At 47.7% G+C, this 22,799-nt stretch carries 26 protein-coding genes; 13 read left to right on the top strand and 13 right to left on the bottom strand.

The window, feature by feature from the left end; genetic code table 11:
- Positions 1-36 precede the first annotated feature (36 nt).
- From FD09_RS03890 to FD09_RS03860, 7 genes are all read left to right on the top strand, one after another.
- Positions 37-753 carry a zinc ribbon domain-containing protein gene (locus FD09_RS03890; protein ID WP_057818554.1) on the top strand — a complete coding sequence of 239 codons (717 nt, stop codon included), beginning with the start codon at positions 37-39 and terminating at the stop codon, positions 751-753.
- Positions 750-1,730 (top strand): hypothetical protein, encoded by a 981-nt coding sequence (locus tag FD09_RS03885; protein WP_057818552.1) that lies wholly within the window; start codon positions 750-752, stop codon positions 1,728-1,730. Before FD09_RS03890 ends, FD09_RS03885 begins: the two co-directional genes overlap by 4 nt.
- A gap of 57 nt (positions 1,731-1,787) precedes the next feature.
- Positions 1,788-3,056: a serine hydrolase gene (locus FD09_RS03880; RefSeq protein ID WP_083487508.1), complete on the top strand. Its 1,269-nt coding sequence runs from the start codon at positions 1,788-1,790 to the stop codon at positions 3,054-3,056.
- Between the two features lie 13 nt (positions 3,057-3,069).
- Positions 3,070-4,203 carry a PrsW family glutamic-type intramembrane protease gene (locus FD09_RS03875; RefSeq protein WP_057818548.1) on the top strand — a complete coding sequence of 378 codons (1,134 nt, stop codon included), beginning with the start codon at positions 3,070-3,072 and terminating at the stop codon, positions 4,201-4,203.
- Positions 4,203-4,637 carry a hypothetical protein gene (locus FD09_RS03870; RefSeq protein WP_057818546.1) on the top strand — a complete coding sequence of 145 codons (435 nt, stop codon included), beginning with the start codon at positions 4,203-4,205 and terminating at the stop codon, positions 4,635-4,637. The genes FD09_RS03875 and FD09_RS03870 overlap by 1 nt, the downstream gene beginning before the upstream one ends.
- A 33-nt stretch (positions 4,638-4,670) precedes the next feature.
- Positions 4,671-5,483 carry a zinc finger Ran-binding domain-containing protein gene (locus FD09_RS03865; protein ID WP_057818544.1) on the top strand — a complete coding sequence of 271 codons (813 nt, stop codon included), beginning with the start codon at positions 4,671-4,673 and terminating at the stop codon, positions 5,481-5,483.
- 419 nt (positions 5,484-5,902) lie between these two features.
- Complete coding sequence (locus FD09_RS03860) at positions 5,903-6,289, top strand: zinc-ribbon domain-containing protein (RefSeq protein WP_057818542.1); 387 nt, start codon at positions 5,903-5,905, stop codon at positions 6,287-6,289.
- A gap of 726 nt (positions 6,290-7,015) precedes the next feature.
- On the opposite strand, the gene FD09_RS03850 is transcribed toward FD09_RS03860, so the two are convergent.
- On the bottom strand, positions 7,016-7,306 hold a 291-nt coding region (locus FD09_RS03850), incomplete at its 3' end, for a helix-turn-helix domain-containing protein (protein ID WP_235812204.1).
- Positions 7,284-8,171 carry a helix-turn-helix domain-containing protein gene (locus tag FD09_RS03845; protein WP_057818536.1) on the bottom strand — a complete coding sequence of 296 codons (888 nt, stop codon included), beginning with the start codon at positions 8,169-8,171 and terminating at the stop codon, positions 7,284-7,286. The genes FD09_RS03850 and FD09_RS03845, both read right to left, overlap by 23 nt.
- Before the next feature lie 230 nt (positions 8,172-8,401).
- Here FD09_RS03845 and FD09_RS03840 point away from each other — a divergent pair, with 230 nt between their 5' ends.
- Complete coding sequence (locus tag FD09_RS03840; protein ID WP_057818534.1) at positions 8,402-8,737, top strand: hypothetical protein; 336 nt, start codon at positions 8,402-8,404, stop codon at positions 8,735-8,737.
- A 67-nt stretch (positions 8,738-8,804) separates the two neighbouring features.
- On the opposite strand, the gene FD09_RS03835 is transcribed toward FD09_RS03840, so the two are convergent.
- The 3 genes from FD09_RS03835 to FD09_RS03825 all read right to left on the bottom strand — a co-directional run bounded on the left by FD09_RS03835 (position 8,805) and on the right by FD09_RS03825 (position 11,823).
- Positions 8,805-10,973, bottom strand: a complete 2,169-nt coding sequence (locus tag FD09_RS03835; RefSeq protein ID WP_057818532.1) for an AAA family ATPase — start codon at positions 10,971-10,973, stop codon at positions 8,805-8,807.
- Between the two features lie 194 nt (positions 10,974-11,167).
- Positions 11,168-11,572, bottom strand: a complete 405-nt coding sequence (locus FD09_RS03830) for a type II toxin-antitoxin system death-on-curing family toxin (protein WP_057818530.1) — start codon at positions 11,570-11,572, stop codon at positions 11,168-11,170.
- Positions 11,569-11,823 (bottom strand): hypothetical protein, encoded by a 255-nt coding sequence (locus tag FD09_RS03825; protein ID WP_057818528.1) that lies wholly within the window; start codon positions 11,821-11,823, stop codon positions 11,569-11,571. The genes FD09_RS03830 and FD09_RS03825 overlap by 4 nt, the downstream gene beginning before the upstream one ends.
- A 134-nt stretch (positions 11,824-11,957) precedes the next feature.
- Between FD09_RS03825 and FD09_RS03820 the strand changes: the two genes are divergently transcribed.
- Complete coding sequence (locus FD09_RS03820) at positions 11,958-13,220, top strand: MFS transporter (RefSeq protein ID WP_057818525.1); 1,263 nt, start codon at positions 11,958-11,960, stop codon at positions 13,218-13,220.
- A gap of 98 nt (positions 13,221-13,318) precedes the next feature.
- Positions 13,319-14,692: an amino acid permease gene (locus FD09_RS03815; protein ID WP_057818523.1), complete on the top strand. Its 1,374-nt coding sequence runs from the start codon at positions 13,319-13,321 to the stop codon at positions 14,690-14,692.
- A gap of 68 nt (positions 14,693-14,760) precedes the next feature.
- Here the strand turns inward: FD09_RS03815 and FD09_RS03810 are convergent, their stop codons facing one another.
- The 4 genes from FD09_RS03810 to FD09_RS03795 all read right to left on the bottom strand — a co-directional run bounded on the left by FD09_RS03810 (position 14,761) and on the right by FD09_RS03795 (position 16,398).
- A complete protein-coding gene (locus FD09_RS03810) occupies positions 14,761-14,958 on the bottom strand; it encodes a hypothetical protein (RefSeq protein ID WP_057818521.1) in 198 nt (65 codons plus the stop codon).
- 184 nt (positions 14,959-15,142) lie between these two features.
- Complete coding sequence (locus FD09_RS03805; RefSeq protein WP_157053673.1) at positions 15,143-15,382, bottom strand: hypothetical protein; 240 nt, start codon at positions 15,380-15,382, stop codon at positions 15,143-15,145.
- A gap of 38 nt (positions 15,383-15,420) precedes the next feature.
- A complete protein-coding gene (locus tag FD09_RS03800) occupies positions 15,421-15,726 on the bottom strand; it encodes a hypothetical protein (protein ID WP_057818517.1) in 306 nt (101 codons plus the stop codon).
- Between the two features lie 117 nt (positions 15,727-15,843).
- The gene (locus FD09_RS03795; RefSeq protein ID WP_057818516.1) at positions 15,844-16,398 is read right to left on the bottom strand and encodes a hypothetical protein; all 555 of its coding nucleotides are present in this window, start codon (positions 16,396-16,398) and stop codon (positions 15,844-15,846) included.
- 266 nt (positions 16,399-16,664) lie between these two features.
- Between FD09_RS03795 and FD09_RS03785 the strand changes: the two genes are divergently transcribed.
- Positions 16,665-17,534 (top strand): helix-turn-helix domain-containing protein, encoded by an 870-nt coding sequence (locus FD09_RS03785; protein WP_057818512.1) that lies wholly within the window; start codon positions 16,665-16,667, stop codon positions 17,532-17,534.
- A 310-nt stretch (positions 17,535-17,844) separates the two neighbouring features.
- Complete coding sequence (spxB, locus tag FD09_RS03780) at positions 17,845-19,596, top strand: pyruvate oxidase (protein WP_057818509.1); 1,752 nt, start codon at positions 17,845-17,847, stop codon at positions 19,594-19,596.
- 73 nt (positions 19,597-19,669) lie between these two features.
- On the opposite strand, the gene FD09_RS03775 is transcribed toward spxB, so the two are convergent.
- On the bottom strand, positions 19,670-20,053 hold the full coding sequence (locus FD09_RS03775; RefSeq protein ID WP_057818507.1) for a hypothetical protein: 384 nt from the start codon (positions 20,051-20,053) through the stop codon (positions 19,670-19,672).
- Positions 20,054-20,323: 270 nt separating this feature from the next.
- On the opposite strand from FD09_RS03775, the gene FD09_RS03770 reads away from it, so the two are divergent.
- On the top strand, positions 20,324-20,551 hold the full coding sequence (locus FD09_RS03770) for a hypothetical protein (RefSeq protein ID WP_157053672.1): 228 nt from the start codon (positions 20,324-20,326) through the stop codon (positions 20,549-20,551).
- Positions 20,552-20,863: 312 nt separating this feature from the next.
- On the opposite strand, the gene FD09_RS03765 is transcribed toward FD09_RS03770, so the two are convergent.
- The 3 genes from FD09_RS03765 to FD09_RS03755 form a co-directional block, all read right to left on the bottom strand.
- The gene (locus FD09_RS03765; protein WP_057818504.1) at positions 20,864-21,364 is read right to left on the bottom strand and encodes a thiol peroxidase; all 501 of its coding nucleotides are present in this window, start codon (positions 21,362-21,364) and stop codon (positions 20,864-20,866) included.
- Positions 21,365-21,486: 122 nt separating this feature from the next.
- On the bottom strand, positions 21,487-21,696 hold the full coding sequence (locus FD09_RS03760; RefSeq protein ID WP_057818502.1) for a hypothetical protein: 210 nt from the start codon (positions 21,694-21,696) through the stop codon (positions 21,487-21,489).
- A gap of 102 nt (positions 21,697-21,798) precedes the next feature.
- Positions 21,799-22,290 (bottom strand): hypothetical protein, encoded by a 492-nt coding sequence (locus FD09_RS03755; RefSeq protein ID WP_157053671.1) that lies wholly within the window; start codon positions 22,288-22,290, stop codon positions 21,799-21,801.
- Positions 22,291-22,799: the final 509 nt, after the last annotated feature.

The raw sequence follows: 22,799 nt of genomic DNA, 5'->3' as shown, positions 1-22,799 counted from the left end.
GCTACTTTAGATACATCAAATGGGGAGGTTGCATTCATGGCGAGTGATCAACAGCAGGTACTGTTCTGTCCCAACTGCGGCTCACCGGTTGAACCAGGGCAGCAATTTTGCGACCAGTGCGGCGTGCGTCTGGCAGATTATGTGCCCAAAAACAATGCGGTGACACCTGTGCCACCAGTCGCTGAGCCGAAGAAAGAGGCGGCTGATTCTCCTGCTCAAATTGAGCAGGAGAATCAGGGCTTACCTGAACAGCCAGAATCAGAAGCTGTCACCCCGAGTGATGTTGGGAAATCATCGCCTGTCCCAGAGTCGAAAGATGATAATGCGCCTGCTCACGAAGAACAGACCGCAGCAGAACCGAACGGGCCAGAAAAGGCCATTCAGGAAGACATCCAGTCCAAAGAGTCAACGTCCGAGCATGCCGAGGATGAGACAGCTGATGCCAATATCGACGCATCAGTGGCCGAACCTATGCCAGTTGCCGAAGATGCAACCAGCCCAGACAATAATGCGCCTGTTCATGAAAGGCACTTTAGCTTTTTAGCTTTGTTCGGCTATATCTTTGGACTCGGCTGCTGGTTCATCAACCTCTGGGGAGTCGTTGGTGTTCTGGCAATCATTTTTAGCATCTGGGCATTAGTGACAAAGGTCCACCGCCTGGCCAAAGTCATGGCAGTTATGGGCCTAATTGGCGGCACCGTCAATGTTGCTTATGCGATTGCCGTTTTTGTGACCGGAGGGATGACTTTATGAAACGGTTCATACGCTTAATCTGTCTGTGTTTCCTGGGATTGATCGTACTTTCCGGTTGTGAGCTGCCAGGCCAGTTCGTCGGCAAGAATTCATTTGCTGAAGGAACGTCAGCATCGGGGCACCACATTTCTGCTAAAGAGTCCTCAGCAAAGAAGCCGTCTAATCAGACCAAAGCTGTCGCATATAGCGATCTCCCGACCAAAGTTACTCGGAATATTCATTTTACCTTTAAGGCCGATCAGGACGAAACTGCAGATTCCAACGCTGGGGCGGTCTATATCATTACCATGACCGTTGTAAATGGTTCCTCCGTACCAATCATCTTTGATAGTTCAAAGTTTCAGATAATTGCACCCGACTGGTCAGAGAGACAACGAACTGCCCAAAGCGGAACGATTCGGCTTAAACCAGGAAGTAAAGCAACAATCAATAACCTTTTCACAAAAGTTAGCCGCCAATCACTGTCCGGCTCGGGCATCTTTGTCTATCTCACCTGGCAACATCCGCTGGCATATGTCTATAAGTGTTTTGAGTCCGGTGGCGTGTCTTCGGACAATTTGGGTGATACAAAACTGATCAAAATGAATACCCCGAAACAGGCCGATTCTGCGTCATCATCAAGCAGCAGCGACAATAACCCGTCAGCTAATACAGACGACACAGACGATGATGCCGACGACACCAGTGATACCAGTTCAAGCGGAACCGTTGATATGAAAAACTTAACGCAGGCTCAGTTACTGGACTGGGTGCGCGCGGATCTAGCAAGCAAGGGCTTGCAGGTTGATCGAGACAATATCTTATTAACACCGGGATTTGAAGACGGCTATGCAATTGTTCACGTCGATACACCACGAACACAGAGTTCAGGAATCAGTTGGCACACTGTTTATCGAGTCAACAGTGATGGTGAACTTGAAGTTTCCACTGGTAACGACAGCTACACTGTTGTATCAACACCATTCCCTGATGACTAACATCACTGTGTTGATCAAGTTGAAAAATCATGAAAAGAAAAGGTAAGTGATTATCCGATGAAATGCCCCTACTGTGGCGCCATAAACCCGCCCGATGCCGATTTCTGCTTGAACTGCGGTAAAAAGCTGCCGAAAAGTGTGCTGACCCAGACAGACAAGAAGGAATGTCCCCGTTGCCACCATCTCAACGCTCTCAATTCCAAGTTTTGTGAAAACTGCGGTTACGCATTTACCGACGCCGAGCCAGAACCGGACACGCCACCCAATCAGCCACCTGTCCCTCCCCAAGCAGCCACGCCTGCCAACCATCGGAAAGTTCCCGCTATTCTAGCTATTATTGTACTCATCGCGCTGATGGCCGGTACTGGCTGGGTGGTTTATAACCGATATTTCCATCAGTCCGCCGCACCAAAAACGACGCAAGTGGCCAAAACCACCCGCAAGTCTCCGGCGCGTAAAACCAAGGCAGCAGCCAGCTCCTCTTCTTCCGAGAAAGCCAGTTCTTCCTCAAAGTCGTATAACACTCAACTCTACGATGAAGTACAAGCTGCGGTGAACCAAACAATGGGACAGATTCCGGGTGATAATTCCGTCTTTGTATCCGCTTCTGACGAGCTCCATCTAAAACACTTTGTGCAGAACAATCGACCGCAAAGAGCGGCCAGCATTATCAAGATTTTCATCATGGTGACGGCGTTTGCCAAGGCCAAAAATGGCGACCTCAATTTGGCAGATACATATACCGTAACTGGCGCCGATAAAGTCAGCGGCACCGGCGATATGCAGAATATGCCGGATGGTACGACCCTTTCCTATCGTCAGGTGATGGATCACATGATGGAGAAATCAGACAATATGGCAGCCAATGTCATGATCGATTATCTGGGCGGTCTCGATGTGGTCAACCAAGAAATCAAAAAGCTTGGGTTCCCCGATACTGTGCTCGAACGCAAGATGATGGATACCGATGCCTTAGCTGCTGGCAAAGACAATATGACCAGCGTACAGGACCTAGGCGATGCGCTTACCTTAATTAATAACGGCAAGCTCATCAGCAAAGAGGCCGATAACCAAATGATGGCCATTATGAAAAACAATCAAAACCACGAAAAGCTGCCGGCAAAGATCACCAATGCCACGGCTATCTACAACAAAACGGGTGAATTTGGCCAGTACGGCGTAGAGAATGATGCCGCAATTATCCAGGGTGACCGTCACATCTTCGTCGCTGTCGTCATGTCTCAGAATGGCCACTCCGGTGAACAAATCGAAGCAGAAAGCAATCTGGGGGAGAAACTTTCCCACATCTTGCTGGATGCTAACTAAAGGGGTGATCAGTATGAAATTCTGTCCGAATTGCGGGAAACCGCTTAAACCCGGTGCAAAGTTTTGTCCAAACTGCGGCTATCGTTTGCATACGACTGCCGCACCGACCGCCAACACGTCTCAACCCAGCCCGGTCCCCACGATGTCTGTCCCGGCAACTCCGTCAGCGACGGACCAATTCGTGACGTCATCCAAGGCCGCGGCGGCCACAATGAAGCTCGTCTTTTCCCAAGTCTTTCAAAAGCACAGCCAGGCAGAAGCCGAAGAAATCTTCATCGCGGGTACACAAAGGACAACTCCCGCATTGAGTGCCGTTAAATCGGACTGGGGACGTCCGTGGCTGTTCGCCCGCGTCTTTGCGCTATTTGCCGTCAGCTTCTGCGGCCTTCTGTTTGTGGCCGTTAGCGACAATAATGCACTGATGATTCCTGGCGTGATCTTAACCGGGGCCTTCGCCGTCCCTCTGAGCGCACTGGTGTTTTTCTTCGAAATGAATGCCTACAAAAACATCAGCTTCTACGAAACCCTCAAGGTGTTTGTTCTCGGCGGCGTTCTTTCGCTGCTGGTCACCATGTTTCTCTACCAGTTCGTCTCCTTTTCGGCTCAGGAACAGTACTACGGCACCTTCACCTGGGGTGATACCATCAGCATCGGCATTGCCGAGGAGCTGGGCAAGGTGCTAATCGTTGCCTACTTCGTCAAGAAGAGCAATTATTCCTATATTCTAAACGGCATGCTCATTGGGGCCGCCATCGGTGCCGGCTTCGCGGCCTTTGAAACGGCCGGGTACATCTACAACGCCGGCGATCAATTACTGGATGTGGCCCTATTGCGCGCCATTACCGCTATTGGCAGTCACGTGGTTTGGACCGCCATCACCGGCGCGGCGCTGGTCGCCGTGAAGAGAAATGCCCCATTGGACGGCAAAACATTTTTCCAGGGAAAGTTTCTCGGCTATCTGGCCGCGGCCATTGCGCTCCATGCGGTTTGGGACAAGGCGACCGTCATTCTCGACAGCCAGTTACTCACGATCATTACTGTCACCGTTGCCGGATGGGCGCTCCTTTACAACCTCATGGGCGAAGGATTGGCGGAGATCCACGCACGGAAGCAAAGTCTGCAACAAACTTCAGGAGGAAGAAAATAATGGCATCATTGGACACGATTGTTCGCTACAAGCAGTCTCTCGGGTACTCTGCCGATGCAGACAAAATCATCTTTGCACAGTCAGACGCGCATAATAACATCCTGGTCGGCTGGTTTGTCAACACCATGAGAAACAGCATATATTACATCAGTTTTGAACAAACCGGCTTACTGTTTATGCGGGCTTCAATCACTTATAAATTGACTGGCGAGAATAGGCTGATCCCGCTCAGCGCTATTCGTTCCCTATCCTTTGAACCGGTTAAGTTCTCTGCCGAGTTCACTACTGGTAAAACCCGATTATCTGCAATCGAATTAAAAATTGTTGGTATAGATGGTAATACGATGACCCTCGCTGCCCAAAAGTTTATTCCCGGCAGTCCTTGGATAAGGCAAAACCTAAAAAACGTTCGCCATATGCTCGGGGATATTTGAGACCACTCTGGTCTTTGAGGGGAGAAATCAATCATGATCAAGATTTGTACCAAATGCGGTTACCATAATGTAGTCAAAGCCAAATTCTGCGTTCGTTGCGGCACAAAACTGGGTATCGCCACCGACGAAGCAAACCTGATATCCAGCTCACCCACAACGCCGTCGGCCAATGTTTCCACGCCTGTGCCGGATAATCAGAACACTGCCGACAGTCATTCGACCGGCTCCGAAACCGACACCAGCGTTCCATCCAGAAATACTAGCAGCCCAGATTCTACAGCCAAACCAACTCAGGAGTCCCCCGCCCAACCAGTTACACAACCCACTGCTAAAAGCCAAAGTACCTTGCATCGCAGAAAAAAGACAATATCTTGGCTAGTCGTCTTAATCTTTGCCATTGGTTTTGGTCTGGTACTTCTACTTTTTTATCCTGGCAATTCACTGCCTGATGGCTATAGCACAACAGACGATGTCTTAACTTTAGCAGGAGAAAATTCAAAAGCAAATTCTGATATTCAAACATATAGCGGGTATGGTCAGCTTACGGCAGGAGTTACAGGTAAGCCAGGAGATGCACCAAATACCATCATTGTGATGAAAAATAAAGACACCGGCAGATTTGTTTTCGATTACAACGGACATCCTATTTATATCATAAGAATACCGGTGCAGCAGTATAGCGACGGTGATTACAATTATTTTTCTATTGGCCTAGGGGTAGATAAAGATAATGACGGCGACCGATATGAAAAAGTCCTTCCTAAATCGTTCAAACAAGATAATGCAGAAGAGGGACAAAGATATAGCTATGATGATTACAACGTCAACTACGATGTTCGAGATTAGAAGCATCCATTTTACCATTTTTGAATGGTTGCATATTTAAGAACACAGGTAAAAAAATTTTGAGGAACTGGTTTGCCTCTAACAGTGGTATTACGTTCAACTAAATTTTTGCAGATGGCTTGCAAATTTCTCAGAGTACGGCATTCTGATGTGACTGCTAATTCAGCCGGCCAATCTTGGGATGTTTTCTATGATGGCTGCACTAGAGTTCCTGGCAATTTACAGTAATCATTCAAAATCATGTGACGTATGGTATTAGAGTGAAGAATCATACTCATATCCGCAAGTTGAAAGTGGAAAAAATCAATACAATATTGCAGCTAGCTTCAACGAATGCGAAGGCAACTTTGCATTCGTTGCCCCAGCCCTGAAATTGCAAATAAAGTCTTATCAACCAATCTTGATTAAGAGGTGATTGTATGCATTATTGTCCCTATTGCGGCGTTAAACTCGAAGAAAACGCTAAGTTCTGTCCAAATTGTGGGAAAAGATTATCCATGTTTGATCGCTCAAAACCATCAGATGCATTGATTGCGAAAACAGGGTCAGATACCACACCGTCTTCAGATAATCCCACGGCTCACTCGTCTCTTAACCAAGTTCAACAAGCGCGTCAGCACACTAATAAGATCTTGAATTTTTGGGTAAGTCTTTGTATTACCGTTATTGTGTCATATGGAACTGGGTTGGGTTTCATCGGCGCCTTTTTCTGCGGACTAATCATAAATTCGGTGGTCGCCGTTATTGTGAATTCCTTTCGTCGTGAACAACAAGCGAAAGAAAATGAAAAGCGATCAATCAAATAGCATATATGAAGCGACTTTCTGAAAACAGATCCAGCGATTATCACATGGCAGTACTGTCAATATTACCTGATAATTGCTGGTTTTTCGTTATACAGCGTTGCTCGTTCTAAGAGACCATGTCTGTTGTCAATCACACCTACGGCCTCCCATAATCAGCATACAATTTCTCTACGTCAAACAGCACTGTAGAAAAATGCTGCTGTTTCATGACTGGCGCGATTTGCGGAACAAGTGCGTGTAAATGTTGGTTGGCTCGCACGATCATCAGACTGTTCAAAACAATCTCCGTCTTCTCAAAGCTACGACGGCCTCTTTCTTCGGCGTTCCTCAATAGCTCGCTAACTACAGAACACAAGAATGCTTCATCGGCGCTTATTGTCAAAACTTCTTGTATTTGATCGAAAAGATTCCGCGCCATCGTAACATGGCCTTCACGCAATAAACGTATTACGCCCTCTTGATACAACGTCAATGGACTCGAGAAGAAAATAATGGCATCTTGTGTAATGTGTTTCTGTCTAAGCTGTTCACCCAATGTCGCAAGCAACGCAGGTAGTGACTGCAATGGCGTGATTTGAATTAACGCCTTCGCCAATACCAATGTGAATGTTGACCACGGATCAGTGTTGAGTACTTTTCCCATCGCAGATGTAGTGGATTTTTCAAGCGTTGGCGTTTCTTCTCCAAATTCATTTTTTAGTAATAAGTCGGAAAGCCAAATATATNCAGATTTTCACCTGTTTGTAACGATTTTCTAATCAGTCGCAGCTGTCTACTATCCTTAAGCTGTAAAATCTGTTGGAGGAGGTTCCCATCGTTTTCACTTTCTGGTGATGTAAATGTTGACCAGTCCACTTGCATTCTTTCCAACAGTCGAACAAAAGTGACAGCGGACAAGTGCGTCTTTCCCTGCTCAAAACGAGAGAGCGTGCTGGCAGAAATGACGTTCGCACTAGCTTGACGCAAGCTAAGATGCCGCTCTTGCCGAAATTGTTTAAACATCACCGCAGTGTTCATTTCGTTGATCCTCCCTTATGACATAATTCCTCCACTTTGCTAAGTCTCTTCGCCCGATTTGTGCATACCGCGTATCTGCCCACGCTGCGGCAAATGCATAAAATTGGTCGTCCACCTTTTGGCTCGGACAATCGTGATAGGCCAAGAATAATCGAGAACGGGCTTGGTTATATAGCAGACTTAAATTACGGTCCAACGGCAAGTTATCCAACTCATCAATAATTTTGCGGGCCAATTCAAACTCCTCGTGTTCAATCAGTCGCAAGCTGATGCCCTGACATGCAATCACGGCATACGCAAAATTTGAGTCGTTCCATGCTGTTTCCATTGGTGTGGCATAATGCTTAGCCAATACCAGAAACTTCTCCAGCAGGTAAATTAATTCCGGTTTCTTAAGTAATGGCGAACGTGTTATTCTGGATGCCAGTCTGATTTCGAACGTACCCCAAGAATGTAGCTGTTTGAGATGCGTAAGGACAATTTGAATCATCTCTACGGTGGTGTCTTTGTTCTTCATATACATATCAGTGATCACCAACTGGCTGATACCCGCCAAACGATAATATGGCCAGCCAGTTTCATCAAACTGCTTCAAATATTTCAGGCCTTGGTCACGATAACTCTGAAGTGTGCCCTTTGATTCTGCCAATAATCTATCAGGATCCAAATTCGAATATGCATCTTGTAAATAATCAACATTGCTGTTCAGCCTTGTCAGAAGGCGTAAGAAAAGATCAGTGCTTATTTCGCTTTCGCCACGTTCAAAACGTGACAACGCGGCATCCGATACAATGCCATGCGCAATTTGGTGAATTGTTAACTGACTATCTTGACGTTGCCGTCGAAAAAATTCTCCAAGTTCCATTTGATTCTCCCCATGGACCGATATGTGTTGATAATACCATAAACTCCCATCATTTTTACCGTTGAAAAGGAACTGTTTAATCCTGTATATCTCATTATGCATTTGGCGACCATTGCACAGATTTACTGTCTCTTTACTGGATCGTGACTTAATTACGATAGGCTTCGGCGGTGATCAGCGTCACAATAAGCCCAGTCAAATCTTCTTGGAAAATCAGAGGGGCTACAATTATGCTTGAAGCCTTGTTCATTATCCTCATCGCTTTCCAAATACTGACAAGGAATAAGCACGGCTTTTTATTCCTTATGCTGAATGTCGGCGCTTATGGCCTCGGTATGGTGATCGTGGGCATGAAATTTATTGCCCTGTCCAACAATCATCTGTGGCACATCAGTATTTGGGCAGGCGTCATTTTCTTCATCGTCATTGGCATCGCCGCCCAGTTGCCCGGGAATGGCAATACTTTTCATAACAAAAAAGCCGCTCCGGCATGTGTGTTCAACACACATATCGGAGCGGCTTTGGCGACGGCTGGAAAGGAAGCGATGGCGTTTGCGCTTGTCTAAGTGGTGCCCCAGTAACCCGTCGTTTCATCACTGGGGCAAAGGATTAGGCAGCGGCGTCATCGTTTAATTACTTGTTGGTGACTGATTCACCCTTGTTAGTGTCAGAAGATGCAGCCTTCTTGCTCACCGGCGCAATGGCAATGGTGTCATTTTGCAACGTGGCTTGCAGGTGCTTGGTATCTGGGTGATCCAAATAATAATCGGTCACTTTGTCCAAAATCTGGGATTCAATCACGCGCCGCAATGGTCGTGCCCCCATGGCCTCATCATAACCCTGGGCGATCAACCAGTTCTTGGCGGGTTCGGACACCGTCAACGTAATCTGCTTGCGGCCAAGGATCGTATCCACATCGCTGAGCATTAAGTCCACGATTTGATGCAGATCCTTCTTGCTCAAGTGACTGAATTCAACAATGCCATCGAACCGGTTCAAGAATTCAGGACGGAAGTAAGGTGCAATCCGAGTCATGATATTCTCATCCTTCGGTGCGTTCTTGCTTAAGGCCTCATCACCGAAACCGGCGTTGGAAGTGGCGATAATGATCGTATTCTTGAAGTTGACCACATTCCCTTGGCCATCGGTTAACCGACCGTCATCCAGAACTTGGAGTAACAGGGTGATCACTTGCGGATCGGCCTTTTCAATTTCATCCAACAGCACGATGGAGAATGGATTACGACGGACTTTTTCAGTCAACGTATTGCCGTTGTCTTCGTAGCCGACGTAACCAGCACTGGTCCCGATCAACTTAGAGACGGCGGTCCGATCAGAATATTCACTCATATCCAACCGGATGATCGCATCCTTACTGCCGAACATATCCAGAGCTAATTGCTTGGCCAATTCTGTCTTGCCGACCCCCGTAGGACCCACAAACAGGAAGGAGCCGATTGGCCGACTGCCGCTGGCAAAGCCGGAACGACTGCGGCGAATTGCACGGGCCACCATGTCCACAGCTTCGTTTTGACCAATGACTTTACCCTTTAAGCGACCAGCCAAGCCTTGCAAGCGTTCGATATCGTTCGTCGACATTTGTTGCACGGGAATACCCGTCAAACGTTGGACAGATTGGGCCACATCGTTCGGCGTGGCGACGGCTTCGACTTGTTTACCATCACTAGCCAATTGCTTTTGCAATTTATCTGCTTCGGTCTTGGCCTGGGCTGCGGCCTTGTAGTCCTCTTTCTTAGCCGCTTCGTCCTTGCGTTGATTGACGGCTTTCAACCGCTTCTCCAGTTCCACTTTATCGGTGACTGGATGTTTAGCGGCCAAATGAGCCGCTGTCATATCGATCAGGTCAATGGCCTTATCCGGTAATGTCCGTTGCGGAATATATTGAACGGAATAATCGACTGCCGCCCGTAAAACATCATCGGGTAATTGAACGTGATGATGCTTCTCGTATAGACCACGCACCCCTTGCAAAATCTTGAAGGTGTCGGCCTTGCTGGGTTCATTGACAGTGACATCATTGAACCGCCGCGCCAGTGCAGTATCCTTCATGATCGTGTTGCGGTATTCGTCCTGGGTCGTGGCGCCAATGACGGTCAGTTCACCGCGGCTCAAAGCAGGTTTGATGATATCGGCCAAGCCTTTGCTGCCGTTATCTTCGCCACCGACGGAACCGGCACCGAGGATTTGCTGAATTTCGTCAAAGAACAGGATGACATTACCTGCCGCCTTCACTTCTTTGATCAGGTTCTGAATGTTTTCTTCGAAAGCGCCCCGGAACTGGGTGCCGGCTTCCAAGTTGGAAATATCAATGGACCAGATTTGCTTATCCTTGATTGCTTCCGGTACGTTGCCCTGCACAATGGCCTGGGCCAAGCCTTCCACAATCGCGGTCTTGCCGACCCCGGCATCACCGACCAGAATGGGATTATTCTTGGTGCGGCGACTGAGGATTTCAGCTGTTTCCTGAATTTCTTTGTCCCGGCCAATGACTGGATCCAACAGACCATCTTTCGCCTCTTGGGTTAAATTCGTGCCGAGTTTCTCCAAGATACCGCCCTTCTTAACGGCTTTAGATTCACCGCCGTTAATCGGAATGTCGTCCCCTTCGCCGGTGGGCATTTGACCCGTTGCCCGAAACTTAGCGAACTGATCCGGTGTCAGTGAATGACCATTCACGACATAGCGGGCGGTTTGCCCTTCACCCATTTGATGCATTACTTGATTGAAGAAATCATCCATATCATTGTGGAAGAAATCGTTGTTGTTATAATCGTCTGCCATAAGACATACCCCCTAAACCACTTAGACAATGTAATTTTCGCTTACTGTGAGACGGTGTTCACACACCGGGTTGGTGTCTCTTCCATCAACCATTTATAAGTATATACCAGTTTTGGCACTCTGTTAATAGGAATGCCAAAAAATGGTGCACAAAAAGGCAGGCTGCGATTGGGCAACCTGCCTGAAGTGACTCGTTACTTAGTATTAAAAGGTTTGCTGTGTGCCTTTAACCATTCTGCCACTGTCAGCATGACTTCTTCGGTATCTTTGGCATTGGTCACAGAAAGAATCAGTTTCTTCCCTTCTTCATCTGAATGCACCAATTTATAGCCGTTAAGGTTTAAAAAAACTGTGGTGGCACTCAATGCTGTCCGTTTGTTACCGTCGACAAAAACATACTTCTTGGTGATTTTCTGTAGAATAAACGCTGCTTTTAACCAAATGGTGGGATATAACTCTCGGCCAAAAACGGCTTGCGTAGGCTGCACCACAACCAGTTCCAATCCTTGCGGGTACTGAACGCCTGCCTGGCCCTCGCCAGCCCGGCGAATTAATTCTTGATTGATCGCGATGAGGTCGGCCGTTGATAAATATTTCATAAGGACTTCAACTCATCCATCATGTCCTGATGTTCATTGTAATACTCATCAAGATACTTCAGAACATCTGGATTCACAGTGGGTTTCTTCCGATAGGTGATCGTACTGCCATCTGCGGATATCGTTTTTTCAAAAACCGTGTTTGTATCTGCGTGCAGTAACTCCTTATCCTTCTTGGTCAAACGTAACGCATACGAGTTCCCTGCTTTAAACAACTTGGCCTCGCCTTTTAGATCTTTCGAATCAAGCATTTTGTACACCTCTTTCTTGGTAGTTACATTATACCGTATCGTAACTACACAAAATAAGCATTTTGATTGTCTTGTGTTCTGCCGATTTGGTATACTTTCTTGACGCTGCTTTCCACGACTAAAGGAGGATCCCCATGGCCACACCAACCACTTGGCGCTTCAACTTCTACCGCATGTGGACCGGGCAGTTTCTGTCCGGTATTACCAGCCAGATCGTGCAGTATGCTTTGCTGTGGTACCTCACAGTTGAGACAAAATCGGCCACGATGATTTCACTGGCTACAATCATTGGTTTCCTGCCGGGAATCTTCATCTCCCCCTTCGTGGGACCGATCATTGACCGGCACAACAAGAAATGGCTGATGATCGGCACCGATATGTTGACGGCCTTAGCAGCCTTAGTCCTAGCTGTCATCGGTTTTGTCGGCCATTCATTCCCATTATGGATGGTCTTCTTGGCGATGTTTGTCCGATCGTTAGCCCAGACCTTCCAATATCCGACTCTGCAATCTATTACGCCGACATTGGTGCCGATGGACATGTTGACGAAGATCAGTGGGCAAATCGGCGCTTTCCAGTCCGTCCAGATGATCATTGCACCGGCCGTTGCCGGCGTGCTGTTTGGTGCCTTCAATATTAATTACGTCATTTTGCTGGATGTGATCGGCGCAATTTTTGGCTCCGCCACGATGTTGATCACCAAATTACCGGAACGCCGCAAGCAAGATGGTCCGATCCATTTTTGGCAAGATATGGCTGCTGGCTGGGCGCTGTTGCGGCGGGACCGGGGGATCTTCCAGCTGACTTTGATCGGCGCCGTCTTCACCCTGATCTTCATGCCAGCAGGGGCAGTCTACCCGTTGATGACCACCCAATATTTCCGCGGCACAGTCCCCATGGCTTCTGTCGTCGAGGTGGTCTTCTCCGTGGGCATGATGCTGGGCGGAATCTGGATCGGTTGGCGCGGGGCGGGCAAGAATCGCATCTATGCACTTTTTGGTTCCATCCTCAGTGTCGCCATCAGCGGTATTTTCTCCGGCATTTTGAGCCGTGACTTTACTGGTTTCGTCCTATTTAATATTCTCAACTTCTTCTTTGGCTTGGGCGTGCCCTTCTTCAACGCCCCTTTCATGGCGATGATCCAGGAACGGTTTGCACCAGAAATGCTGGGTCGGATAATTGGATTGACCAGTATGTTAATGAACTTGGCTGGTCCTCTGGGATTGGTCGCCGCCGGACCGATTGCGGACCGCTTCGGCGTCAACATGTTGTTTATCATCATGGGTGTTGGCTCGCTGCTGGTGGGTGCCAGCATGCTGCTATTACCTGCGGTGCGGCATATTGATGACCATCCTGGTACCCCGTTAAACCGGGAAAAATCTGATTTCGATTCATAGTGTTGAATTCTCTTCACCTTGCCTTGAAATATGTGAGCCGCCATATTGTTACAGGAGAGTTACAATGGAAAGGTGAGTTTCTAGAGAGGACTGTTATCATGGCGCAACAACCAACACAGAATGGCGGAATGAAGCGCAGCCTGCGCAATCGCCACGTCCAAATGATTGCCATCGGCGGCACGATCGGGACTGGCCTGTTCTTAGGATCCGGGACCACGATCCACCGCACCGGACCGTCCATCATTTTGGTGTATGCCGTTCTGGGCGTATTCTTCTTCCTGATGATGCGGGCACTGGGAGAAATGCTCTACGAAGACCCGAATCAGCATACGTTTGTATCTTTTATTTCTAAATATGTCGGCGACAGCGCCGGCTTCTTTGCCGGTTGGAGTTACTGGCTGGGGCTCATATTCCTGGCGATGGCGGAGCTCACCGCCATTGGCCGATACATCCAGTATTGGTTCCCCACCTGGAACGCCAGTCTTATCCAACTGGTATTCCTGATCATCCTCACCACCATGAATCTGATTGCTGCCCGAGTCTTTGGCGAAACGGAATTCTGGTTTGCGATGATCAAAATCATTGCGATTTTAGCACTGATTTTCACTGGTATTATCATGATCTGCACGGGTTTCAAGACCCCCAGCGGCCACATTGCCAGCTTCGGCAATATCATTAACAACTTCCAGCTCTTTCCCAATGGTGCGTGGCAATTCTTTGGCGCTTTCCCGATGGTCTTCTTTGCCTTCCAGGGCATTGAGTTTGTCAGCATTACCATCGGCGAAACCAAGAATCCGCGAGAGGTTTTGCCCAAGGCCATCAACCAGACCATCTATCGGATCTTGATTTTCTACATTGGTGCCATCGTGATTATCATGTCGATCAACCCTTGGCGCGAAATCAATCCGTTGCAGAGTCCCTTCGTCCAAGTGTTTGCTTTAGCCGGTTTGAAGGGCGCTGCCGGGGTCATCAATTTCGTCGTCCTGACCTCCGCTGCCTCCGCACTCAACAGTGCGATCTTCTCCGCTGGTCGGCACCTTTACCAAATTGGGACTGAGGGGCATACCCGAGAGGACAATCGGGTCACCCAAATATCCAGCACCGGCGTGCCGGCCCGAGCAATTTTCTCCTCATCTGTGGTCATGCTGCTGGCACCGGCGCTGGCCATGATTCCGCAAATCAAGGATGCCTTTGAGTTTATCACGAGTTCATCCAGTGACCTGTACATCCTGGTGTACGCATTGGCCATGGTGGCTCATTACCGGTATCGCCATTCGCCAGACTTCATGCCCGATGGCTTCAAGATGCCCGGCTTCCCGTTCACCAACATTATCACGATCATTTTCTTCGTCTTCATCTTCTTCACCCTGTTCATCAACGCCGACGCAATCATTCCGGCCGTGGGCGCGGTGATTTGGACGATCGTGTTTGGCTGGTTGAGTTACCGGAAGTTCCACCGAACAGCCCAATAATGTGCCAAAATAAAAGCGTTGATGCAGTGCCGCAACCGGGCAAACCGCATCAACGCTTTTTTCGTCCCCTACTTCTTCTTGTTTTGGTGCATCATCTTATAATGCGCGAATACGAGCAGAATGAGGACCGTCCCCGCTGCCGAGAACGCCGCTTTATCACTGCCGAATAACCAATTCGGGATAATTAGCAACATCCCGAGTACAAGTACGACTAGAAAAGGATCGCTCTTCAATGCTTTCCACCAGCGGCTGAATTCGTACTTCATGGGACTTTCGCTCCCTTCGTGTGGGTATATTATTGACTGAATCTCACTATACCGTGATTGTACCAAATGTGCTGCTTGATACGAAGGAAAACGGTTCACCAAGATATCATTTAGAAAAGGAAAAGGAATACGAAATCGTAATAATTTGCTGGTTTGAAGCCGGGTTTTTCAGTGAACGTCTCCCTTATTGCTTGAGACTTGCCTTATTCTTCTTAATCAACTGACTGACCCATGGCCAAAAATATGTGTTGATCAGGAGCGAAACAATGACAAACAGTCCTCCAAAAAACAGTCCTCGCCATGTTAACGTCAAGTAACTTCCGCCTTTTGGCCACCAAATTGTGTTGCTAAACATATTGCCCAGGAAAAACACAATGATGGCGGAAGCGATGACCTGTGCGTGTTTCTTCAAGTAGTTCATCACAGTTTTCTACTCCTTTATCGTCCAATCCATAATCCGCACTAGAACTTACGGGCAAGCCGTCGAGCACTAATCCTTTTCCCAACCCACGGCCAAAAATAATGAATCATGGTGTACATTGTAACCATGAATGGAACGGCCAGTAGAACACCATTGACGGTAATGGTAAAGTATCCCCCACCCACTGGTGTCACGATAGAGTTGATAAAAATATTTGAGAAAAGAAACCCGAGAGAGCTGAAAGCAACTTCCAACTTTCGATTGCCACTGACAAACGACGTAGAAAACACTACCTTTAGAAATCCATACCCAAGATTGGCAAAATATTCCTTCGTTTTCTCGAACATGACACAACACCTCTTTATGTGAATTAACATCACAGGACTACAGCTTGAAGATTAGGGATTAACATTAACAGGTTCATGCGTAATTGCATTCATCCATCCGTCATTCTCGTTGAAATCTTACTTGACGTATGAGATGGACCATGACATTCCCGCACTCGTTGGAACGTATGAGTCAATTGTCAAAGTGATTTTAATTCCCCACCCATTGATTGCCGCCGTCGTGAAATAGCCATAATATGAACCATAGATAAACGCAGCAGAAACTGCGAATAAATTCCCACTGAGGCTCAAAAAACTGGTCAATTTGGTGACAGGGTCTCCTTCTTTAGCGATCGCTTTAACCTGAGCTCGGGACAATGTGGTATATGATTTGAAATACCGCCCCGCTGTCACTGAATTAACGCTGTACAAGCTGCTCACATTTCTTGCTTGTAATGAAGCTTCAATAATTTGCCGAGTAATCTGAGCTTTCTCAGTCGTTGGCAAAGGTGATGCTTCGGCTAATTGTTGTAACGTTTTCTGGGCCACTACCTCAGTGGTACGGTCAACGCTTGTGGCTGCATAAGCATTAGCATGTGGTGAGGTGGTTGCATTAATTGCTACCGCAGGTGCGATAACTCCAAACAATGATCCGGTGATAATCAGTGCTGAAACAACACTCTGGATTTTCATGATTATTTCCTCCCTCAAATATATGAACCAGTCCCATTCGCACCAGTTCTTTTTTTAAAAAAGCAAGTAGACATCCTTATCATCAAACTCTAGAATTGAGTGAGTGCTCGACATGTGGGACTTGGTTGCCGCGTTGGGGCACTTACGTTGAATCGGATCAATTTCTCCCGGTTGACCAATAGGCATTCTTCCGAGAGGACCTACAAGCAGTAATGCAGACAAAGGTAGTAGTATCTTCATAATTTGCCACCTCCAAGGAGAAAAACATGTTGGAAGAATATGGAAAAGCAATGCGTAACTTTCGAGAGAATCGGGGCTTTAGCTTAAGAATGCTGGCAGAAGGAATCGTCGATCCCTCTACTTTAGCAAAATATGAGCGGGGAACCACGGGATTATCATTTGAAAGTCTAATCCCCTTACTCGCTCGTTTGCATATTACCATCGGCGAGTTCTTGTATCGTGCCCGTAGTTTTGAGCAAGACCCGAAAGCTGCTTTTTTCAGTCAAGTTACCCGGGCCTACTTGGATGAAGACATTGACATGCTACATATATTGAATGAGCAAGCAACTTCAAAGTTGGCTACTTCGCCAAGTCGTCTTCCCTATGACAGGCTTGATTTAATCACAATCCGGGCAGCTACCGCGATGCTGCAAGACACCCAACTGGATGCTAACGACGCAACATTTGCCAGTGGCTACTTCCTCGAAAATCAAGATTGGTACTATTATGATTTGCAGTCATTACGCTTCATTTGCATATTCTTCAGCTTAGAGGACCTGCTAGCAATTTCCCGCATGCTGTTTACCAGTGTAAATACATATTCTCGAGTGGGGAATAGCATGCAATATGTTAACGAAATTGCCTTGGAAATCATTGACGGCCTTATCTCATTTGGCGACCTGGACAATGCCCGGAAAACGATCGCCGATTTTGATAAGCAACCAACAATCATTAACTCAATCGCGGCGTCTCTAAACTTAAAAGAGTTGTCTGCCGCTCTGAAGTATCTAGATGGTCAGGAAACATCCGCCACCACCGAATTTCAAAAAGTGATCGATACCTTACGCTGGTTATCTTTCAACCAGAAAGCAAAACAGTTAACTGATCAATGGAATCGATTGACTAAAAAATCTTAGTTTCTACCCGCCTTCGACTAAATCTTTTAGTTATCGTCTTTTTGATCAACTTTATGATACCATGGCACCAGTGTGCACCCCGAATTGTGGCAAAAGTCTTTGGCATCGCTTTTTTTCGTAACTCAAAGAACTCTTTGTGCACAATAATTTGACCACTTCATTAGATTTTCGCCGTGGCATATATGCCATGGATTTTGCTTTAAAATTCTCCACTGCCAAGCATATTCCTTGTGCTTCTTTGTTTTTGGACTATGATGAACCCGAAAAAGGAGTATCGAGTTTTCGGTACATTAATAAGGGGGATTCAATAATGGCTGAAACAATCAATGCTGGTATCGCGGCTTTGCGGACGTTGGAGAGCTGGCATGTGAAACATATTTATGGCATTCCTGGCGGCACATTTAACAACATGATGTATGCGCTGGATGCTGAGAAAGAACGGATTCAATACATTCATGTGCGCCACGAGGAAGTCGGGGCATTGGCTGCCGTGGCGGATGGTAAATTGACCGGCCATATCGGGGTGGCCTTTGGTTCGGCTGGCCCAGGTGCGACCCACTTGTTCCAAGGGGCCTATGATGCCAAAATGGATAAGATTCCGACTCTTTTCCTAGTTGGCCAAGTCGAACAGCGGTTTATGAACTACGACTTCTTCCAAGAACTGAACGAAGATCCGTTCTTCCAAGACGCGGCGGTGTATGCCCGAACTGTGACCACTGCTGAAGAATTGCCCCATATCATTGATGAGGCCATTCGCCGGGCCTTTGCCCAGCACGGGGCGGCCGTGGTTGTGATTCCAAATGATTTGCCGGGGAAAGCTATCCCAGCAAATGGTTATTACAGCAGTGCTGACAACTTTGCCCGTCCAGTTTTGCCGGTAGGCACCGACGAGCAGGTGAATGCAGCCTTGAAACTGATCGGCCAGGCTAAGAAACCAGTCATGTATGTGGGTCAAGGGACGATTGGCGCAGCGCAGGAAGTCATGGCTGTTTCCGAGAAGTTGCAGCTGCCGGTGATCACCACCGCATTGGGTAAAGAAATCATTCCGTACGAATTCCCGGCACTGCTTGGTTCCGCTGCCCGGGTGGCTTCTAAGCCAGCCAATGAGGCGTTGCGGGAAGCCGATTTAATCATGTTTGTCGGATCGAACTATCCATTCGCGGAAGTTATGTTCAATCCCGCTGCTCAATTTATTCAAATCGACAGCAATCCGCAGATGTTAGGCAAGCGGCATAAGACTGAGGTGGCCATCCTGGGTGATGCGAAAAAGACGTTGCAAAAGTTGCTGGATCGCAGCAGCGATGCCGCGCCCAGCACTTGGTATGCGGCCAACAAAGACAATGTTGCCAACTGGCATCAATACAACGATGATATGATGAACCGGACCATTGGCAAGTTGCGGTTTGAACCCGTCTTCAAGCAAATCAACCGAATCGCCAAGGATGATGCCGTGTTTGCCATTGATGTGGGTGATGTCACGCAGAATTCCGTCCGTTTATTAAAGGTCAACGGCCACCAGCCGTGGATCACTTCTGGCCTTTTTGCCACCATGGGAGCCGGCTTACCGGGCGCCATGGCCGCCCAATTAAGCTATCCGGGTCGGCAAGTCTTTAACCTGGCCGGTGATGGTGCCGCCGCTATGGTAATGCAGGATCTCAATACAGAAGTCCGGTATCACCTGCCAATCATTAACGTGATCTTCTCCAACGACGCCTTAGGTTACATTGAGGACGAACAGGAAGATGACGGCCATGAATGGTTTGGGATCGACATGCCCGGATTGGATTTTGCAAAGATTGCCGAAGGTCAAGGCATGACCGGTATTACCGTGACGAAAGTGACCGAGTTGCCAGAAGCCTTCGATCGGGCATTGGCCGAAACGGCGGATGGTCGACCGATCCTGATTGATGTCAAGATCACCAACGAACGGCCAATTCCCGTCGAACATCTGCAACTGGATCCCGCCCGCTTTGATGCGCCCACTATCGCCGCGTTCAAGAAACGCTATTATGCGGAAAAACTGATCCCGCTGAGTGAATTTGAAGCTAACCAAACAAAGTAATTGCGCCATTAAAAATGCCTTTGCTCGAGACCGTTTAATCTCGAGCAAAGGCATTTTTCTGTTTCAGAAACCATCAATATCCTGGCAAAGCAGGAACCACCGGACTATTCATGTTGATAATCTTGATCCAATCGCCGCCAAACACCATCGTCAACACAATGGTGGCTAACCCTAGCCATAGTACAAAATTACCGAGAAACATCCATACGAGATACATGTTGCTTACATTCTTCGTTTCGCCGGCAAAGTGAAAGAAAATAATTGTAGGAATCAAGGGCAGCCCGATCGTCGCGATCCAGAGCAGAATCGTCGGGCCCGCGCTCTCTGCCGCCTGATTAACCACGTCGCCAAGATAGGGATAGAACACTAAAATACTCAGATAGCCAACCAGCCAAATCACCCCGCCAATTTCCAGGGTGACGCGGCCCACACCGCGTTTCATATCTAAAGAGCGCATGATAATCAACTCCTCACTGAATTGACAAACAGCCACAGGCACTATCTTTCACAAACCTCTTGGGGATATCATACGTCCGGCGGGTGTAATAAGCAACAAAAACGACTAATTGGTACGTGTCAAAATCAAACCTGAAATTGAAAATACTGAAATACCATGATATATCCAAAGAAAATGGTTGCGGACAGCCTCAAACAGGGCAATAATGTGAGCGAATTAATTCTGCAACACCCACAGGTTCAAACAAATACAAACTTTCGGAGGTGCACCATGATATTAGAAATCATCTGGTTCCTCGTCGCCATCGCTTTACTGGTTTTGATAATCACCAAAAGAATTCCCCGAGACAAGGCGACCTATTACCTCGCGATTTTCAATATTGCCCTCATACTATCCACCATCGTTTTTTGGCGCGGCATTTCGCTGACTACAATGAGATGGAACCTGATCATCGTATTGCTGTGGCTAGTCGCCATTCTAATTCAGAAGAGACGTTAATAAATTCGAATTAGTAGCATGCTGCATTATTTTGAGCCGTATTGAATATAGTGCCAATGCGGAGCAATCGGAGGCTGAAATGGGCTCAGCTGTGGAAACCACACCGCGCGCGGTTTTTGCGCGCGGATGTGGTTAGGCGTCTTGAAGACCGCGCACTTTGCGGGCTTCAAGCGCCGTCACAGCTAGCTTCGCCTGCGGCTACGCACTAGCTGCGCGTCGCCACCCATTTCAGCCGTAGATTGCGTAGCATTGGCACGGCCCCACCCATCAAAAAAACGCCAACTCGCGTCGACGTTTACGATTGCTGTTTGATTAATCGTGGAAATGCGTCTCCAAAAAAGATAACGCAGCATCATAATCCGGTTCATCAGTTTGTTCGCCAATGATTTCTTCATAACGAATCTCGCCCTTACCGTCAATAATGAAGATCGACCGAACCAGGACATTGCTAGTGGGAATGAACAACCCCATTGCCCGGCCGAAGCTGCCCTCAGAATCAGACAATAACTGCATCTTCTGAACACCCTCAGCGGCACACCAGTTTTGTTGTTCCCCCACTGGATTGGTCGAAATCGTGTAGAAATTGATACCAGGGAATTGATCGACGTCTTGATTAAACTTCTTCGTGGAAATGCTGCACACCCGGGTGTTGATATCCGGAACGACACTGATCAGTGCCGGAGTACCAAGCATCATCGCGGTGGTATAGTACGCGCCATGTGCATCCGTTAAAGTGAACTTCGGTAAAGTTGCCCCCCGCCGAATTGGTTCGCCCTCAACGAGAACTGGTGCTCCATTACGTGTGACTTGCATGAATCGTAGCCCCTTTCAAAATTGCGCTGACGCCATATTAACACATCCAGGGAAAAAAGAAAGAGGGGAAATTTTAGACCCGTACGGCGGCCCATACGATCGCAAATTTCTCCTCAGTCAATTCATTTTGTCCGGTTGCGTTGCTGGCGCCAGTGGGTTAAAAGAATGCTAATGGCTGGCTGAAGTAGCAATAATCCAAAAGCGGATAAGAAGTAAAGCCAACGCGGCCATGCGAACACGATCGGTATGCCCGGAAAAATCATCGTAGCAATTGCCCATGCCCATTTGTCATCATAACCACTGCCCAGATAACGATTGAATCGTTGCCACAATTTATACTCGCCACCTTAAAAAACTATGTATGGACGGTACAACATTATGTACCGTCCATTGACAATTTCCAGACACCACTCAGAGTTTCCTTCTAGCAAAAACTACTGCTGTCCAACTTTAACGACCGGAAATGCTTCGACAGTTTTCAAAATTCCTTTCATATAGACAAACTTTGCCCGAATTTCAATCCAGATACCCCGACTAGTTGAAATCGTCCCCCAGACATACGAAACACCCGCGATTACGGACTGCATTTGTGTCTGTGTGAGAGCAATCCCCGCAGCTCCAAGAAGCCCTACAAGAATCGGAGATAGTTTCACCGCGATAAAGATTGCTCCAGCAGCTGCCAACAGCTTGACGATTGCAGAATTTAAGTAAATTCGGATGCCATTACTTAATTTCTTAATGTAGGTTCCACCCTGTCGCAATCCATCCTGGAAAATTGCTTGCTGATAGTCACTTGGAGACAAAACTTTCTGTGCATCGACTCCTTGCGCTTTCAGTGCATCGAATATCTGTTGATTACTGAAATACGTCGCCGGTGCGGTGCCATTGAGAAACGCTGTAATTTGTTCTGGCGTCCAAGTATCCATTTGTGATAAATCAAAATCTTCGGACGAATCTTGGACAGGAGTCTGATCACTTGAGTTAGAATACACGGCCGCGGATACGGATGGGGCGAAAATCCCTGCCAGTAACAATAGTACCCCCAATGACTACCGTTACCGATAAGCTACGTTTTTTCATAGCTTTCTCCTCCATTTTGCAAGGTGCGTAGTCAACTACCCCCACTTACGACCGAAGTCGTTGAAGTGGGAGCTTGCAACTCACGCCCAGTGGATCGGTGCTTCTCTTGGTACTGTGGAGAAACTGTAGTCCAAACGTCTCACGACTCCTACGCGATGGTTACATCCGAGGGCGGCTGACACGCCCTGACGACAAGTCAGGCCATGCCCGACCGTTTTGTTTTCTTTTGCTTCTTTGAATCAAACGATGGCTCTTTGTCCCCGGCCAAATAACGCCGGCCCAGTTCGGCCAGGTTCATCGCCGCGACACGATCATCATTAGTGCGGCAGGCGCACTGCTGGCAATGGTACTCGTG

The sequence above is a fragment of the Schleiferilactobacillus perolens DSM 12744 genome (assembly GCF_001435585.1).
Taxonomy (GTDB): Bacteria; Bacillota; Bacilli; order Lactobacillales; family Lactobacillaceae; genus Schleiferilactobacillus; species Schleiferilactobacillus perolens.
The sequence above is the reverse complement of the archived record's forward strand: the minus strand, read 5'-3'. Positions and strand labels throughout refer to the sequence as shown.

Bases quoted from the DNA above. Each gene is read 5' to 3' on its own strand.
- FD09_RS03825 (WP_057818528.1), bottom strand. From the start codon at position 11,823: ATGCTTGATTCGAAAGATCTAAAAGGCGAGGCCAAGTTGTTTAAAGCA.
- FD09_RS03820 (WP_057818525.1), top strand. From the start codon at position 11,958: ATGGCCACACCAACCACTTGGCGCTTCAACTTCTACCGCATGTGGACC.
- FD09_RS03870 (WP_057818546.1), top strand. From the start codon at position 4,203: ATGGCATCATTGGACACGATTGTTCGCTACAAGCAGTCTCTCGGGTAC.
- FD09_RS03845 (WP_057818536.1), bottom strand. From the start codon at position 8,171: ATGGAACTTGGAGAATTTTTTCGACGGCAACGTCAAGATAGTCAGTTA.
- FD09_RS03775 (WP_057818507.1), bottom strand. From the start codon at position 20,053: ATGCGCTCTTTAGATATGAAACGCGGTGTGGGCCGCGTCACCCTGGAA.
- FD09_RS03755 (WP_157053671.1), bottom strand. From the start codon at position 22,290: ATGGATACTTGGACGCCAGAACAAATTACAGCGTTTCTCAATGGCACC.
- FD09_RS03795 (WP_057818516.1), bottom strand. From the start codon at position 16,398: ATGAAAATCCAGAGTGTTGTTTCAGCACTGATTATCACCGGATCATTG.
- FD09_RS03765 (WP_057818504.1), bottom strand. From the start codon at position 21,364: ATGCAAGTCACACGTAATGGAGCACCAGTTCTCGTTGAGGGCGAACCA.
- FD09_RS03830 (WP_057818530.1), bottom strand. From the start codon at position 11,572: ATGAAATATTTATCAACGGCCGACCTCATCGCGATCAATCAAGAATTA.
- FD09_RS03885 (WP_057818552.1), top strand. From the start codon at position 750: ATGAAACGGTTCATACGCTTAATCTGTCTGTGTTTCCTGGGATTGATC.
- FD09_RS03835 (WP_057818532.1), bottom strand. From the start codon at position 10,973: ATGGCAGACGATTATAACAACAACGATTTCTTCCACAATGATATGGAT.
- FD09_RS03785 (WP_057818512.1), top strand. From the start codon at position 16,665: ATGTTGGAAGAATATGGAAAAGCAATGCGTAACTTTCGAGAGAATCGG.
- FD09_RS03860 (WP_057818542.1), top strand. From the start codon at position 5,903: ATGCATTATTGTCCCTATTGCGGCGTTAAACTCGAAGAAAACGCTAAG.
- FD09_RS03800 (WP_057818517.1), bottom strand. From the start codon at position 15,726: ATGTTCGAGAAAACGAAGGAATATTTTGCCAATCTTGGGTATGGATTT.
- FD09_RS03880 (WP_083487508.1), top strand. From the start codon at position 1,788: ATGAAATGCCCCTACTGTGGCGCCATAAACCCGCCCGATGCCGATTTC.
- FD09_RS03890 (WP_057818554.1), top strand. From the start codon at position 37: ATGGCGAGTGATCAACAGCAGGTACTGTTCTGTCCCAACTGCGGCTCA.
- FD09_RS03840 (WP_057818534.1), top strand. From the start codon at position 8,402: ATGCTTGAAGCCTTGTTCATTATCCTCATCGCTTTCCAAATACTGACA.
- FD09_RS03810 (WP_057818521.1), bottom strand. From the start codon at position 14,958: ATGAAGTACGAATTCAGCCGCTGGTGGAAAGCATTGAAGAGCGATCCT.
- FD09_RS03770 (WP_157053672.1), top strand. From the start codon at position 20,324: ATGATATTAGAAATCATCTGGTTCCTCGTCGCCATCGCTTTACTGGTT.
- FD09_RS03875 (WP_057818548.1), top strand. From the start codon at position 3,070: ATGAAATTCTGTCCGAATTGCGGGAAACCGCTTAAACCCGGTGCAAAG.
- FD09_RS03865 (WP_057818544.1), top strand. From the start codon at position 4,671: ATGATCAAGATTTGTACCAAATGCGGTTACCATAATGTAGTCAAAGCC.
- spxB (WP_057818509.1), top strand. From the start codon at position 17,845: ATGGCTGAAACAATCAATGCTGGTATCGCGGCTTTGCGGACGTTGGAG.
- FD09_RS03815 (WP_057818523.1), top strand. From the start codon at position 13,319: ATGGCGCAACAACCAACACAGAATGGCGGAATGAAGCGCAGCCTGCGC.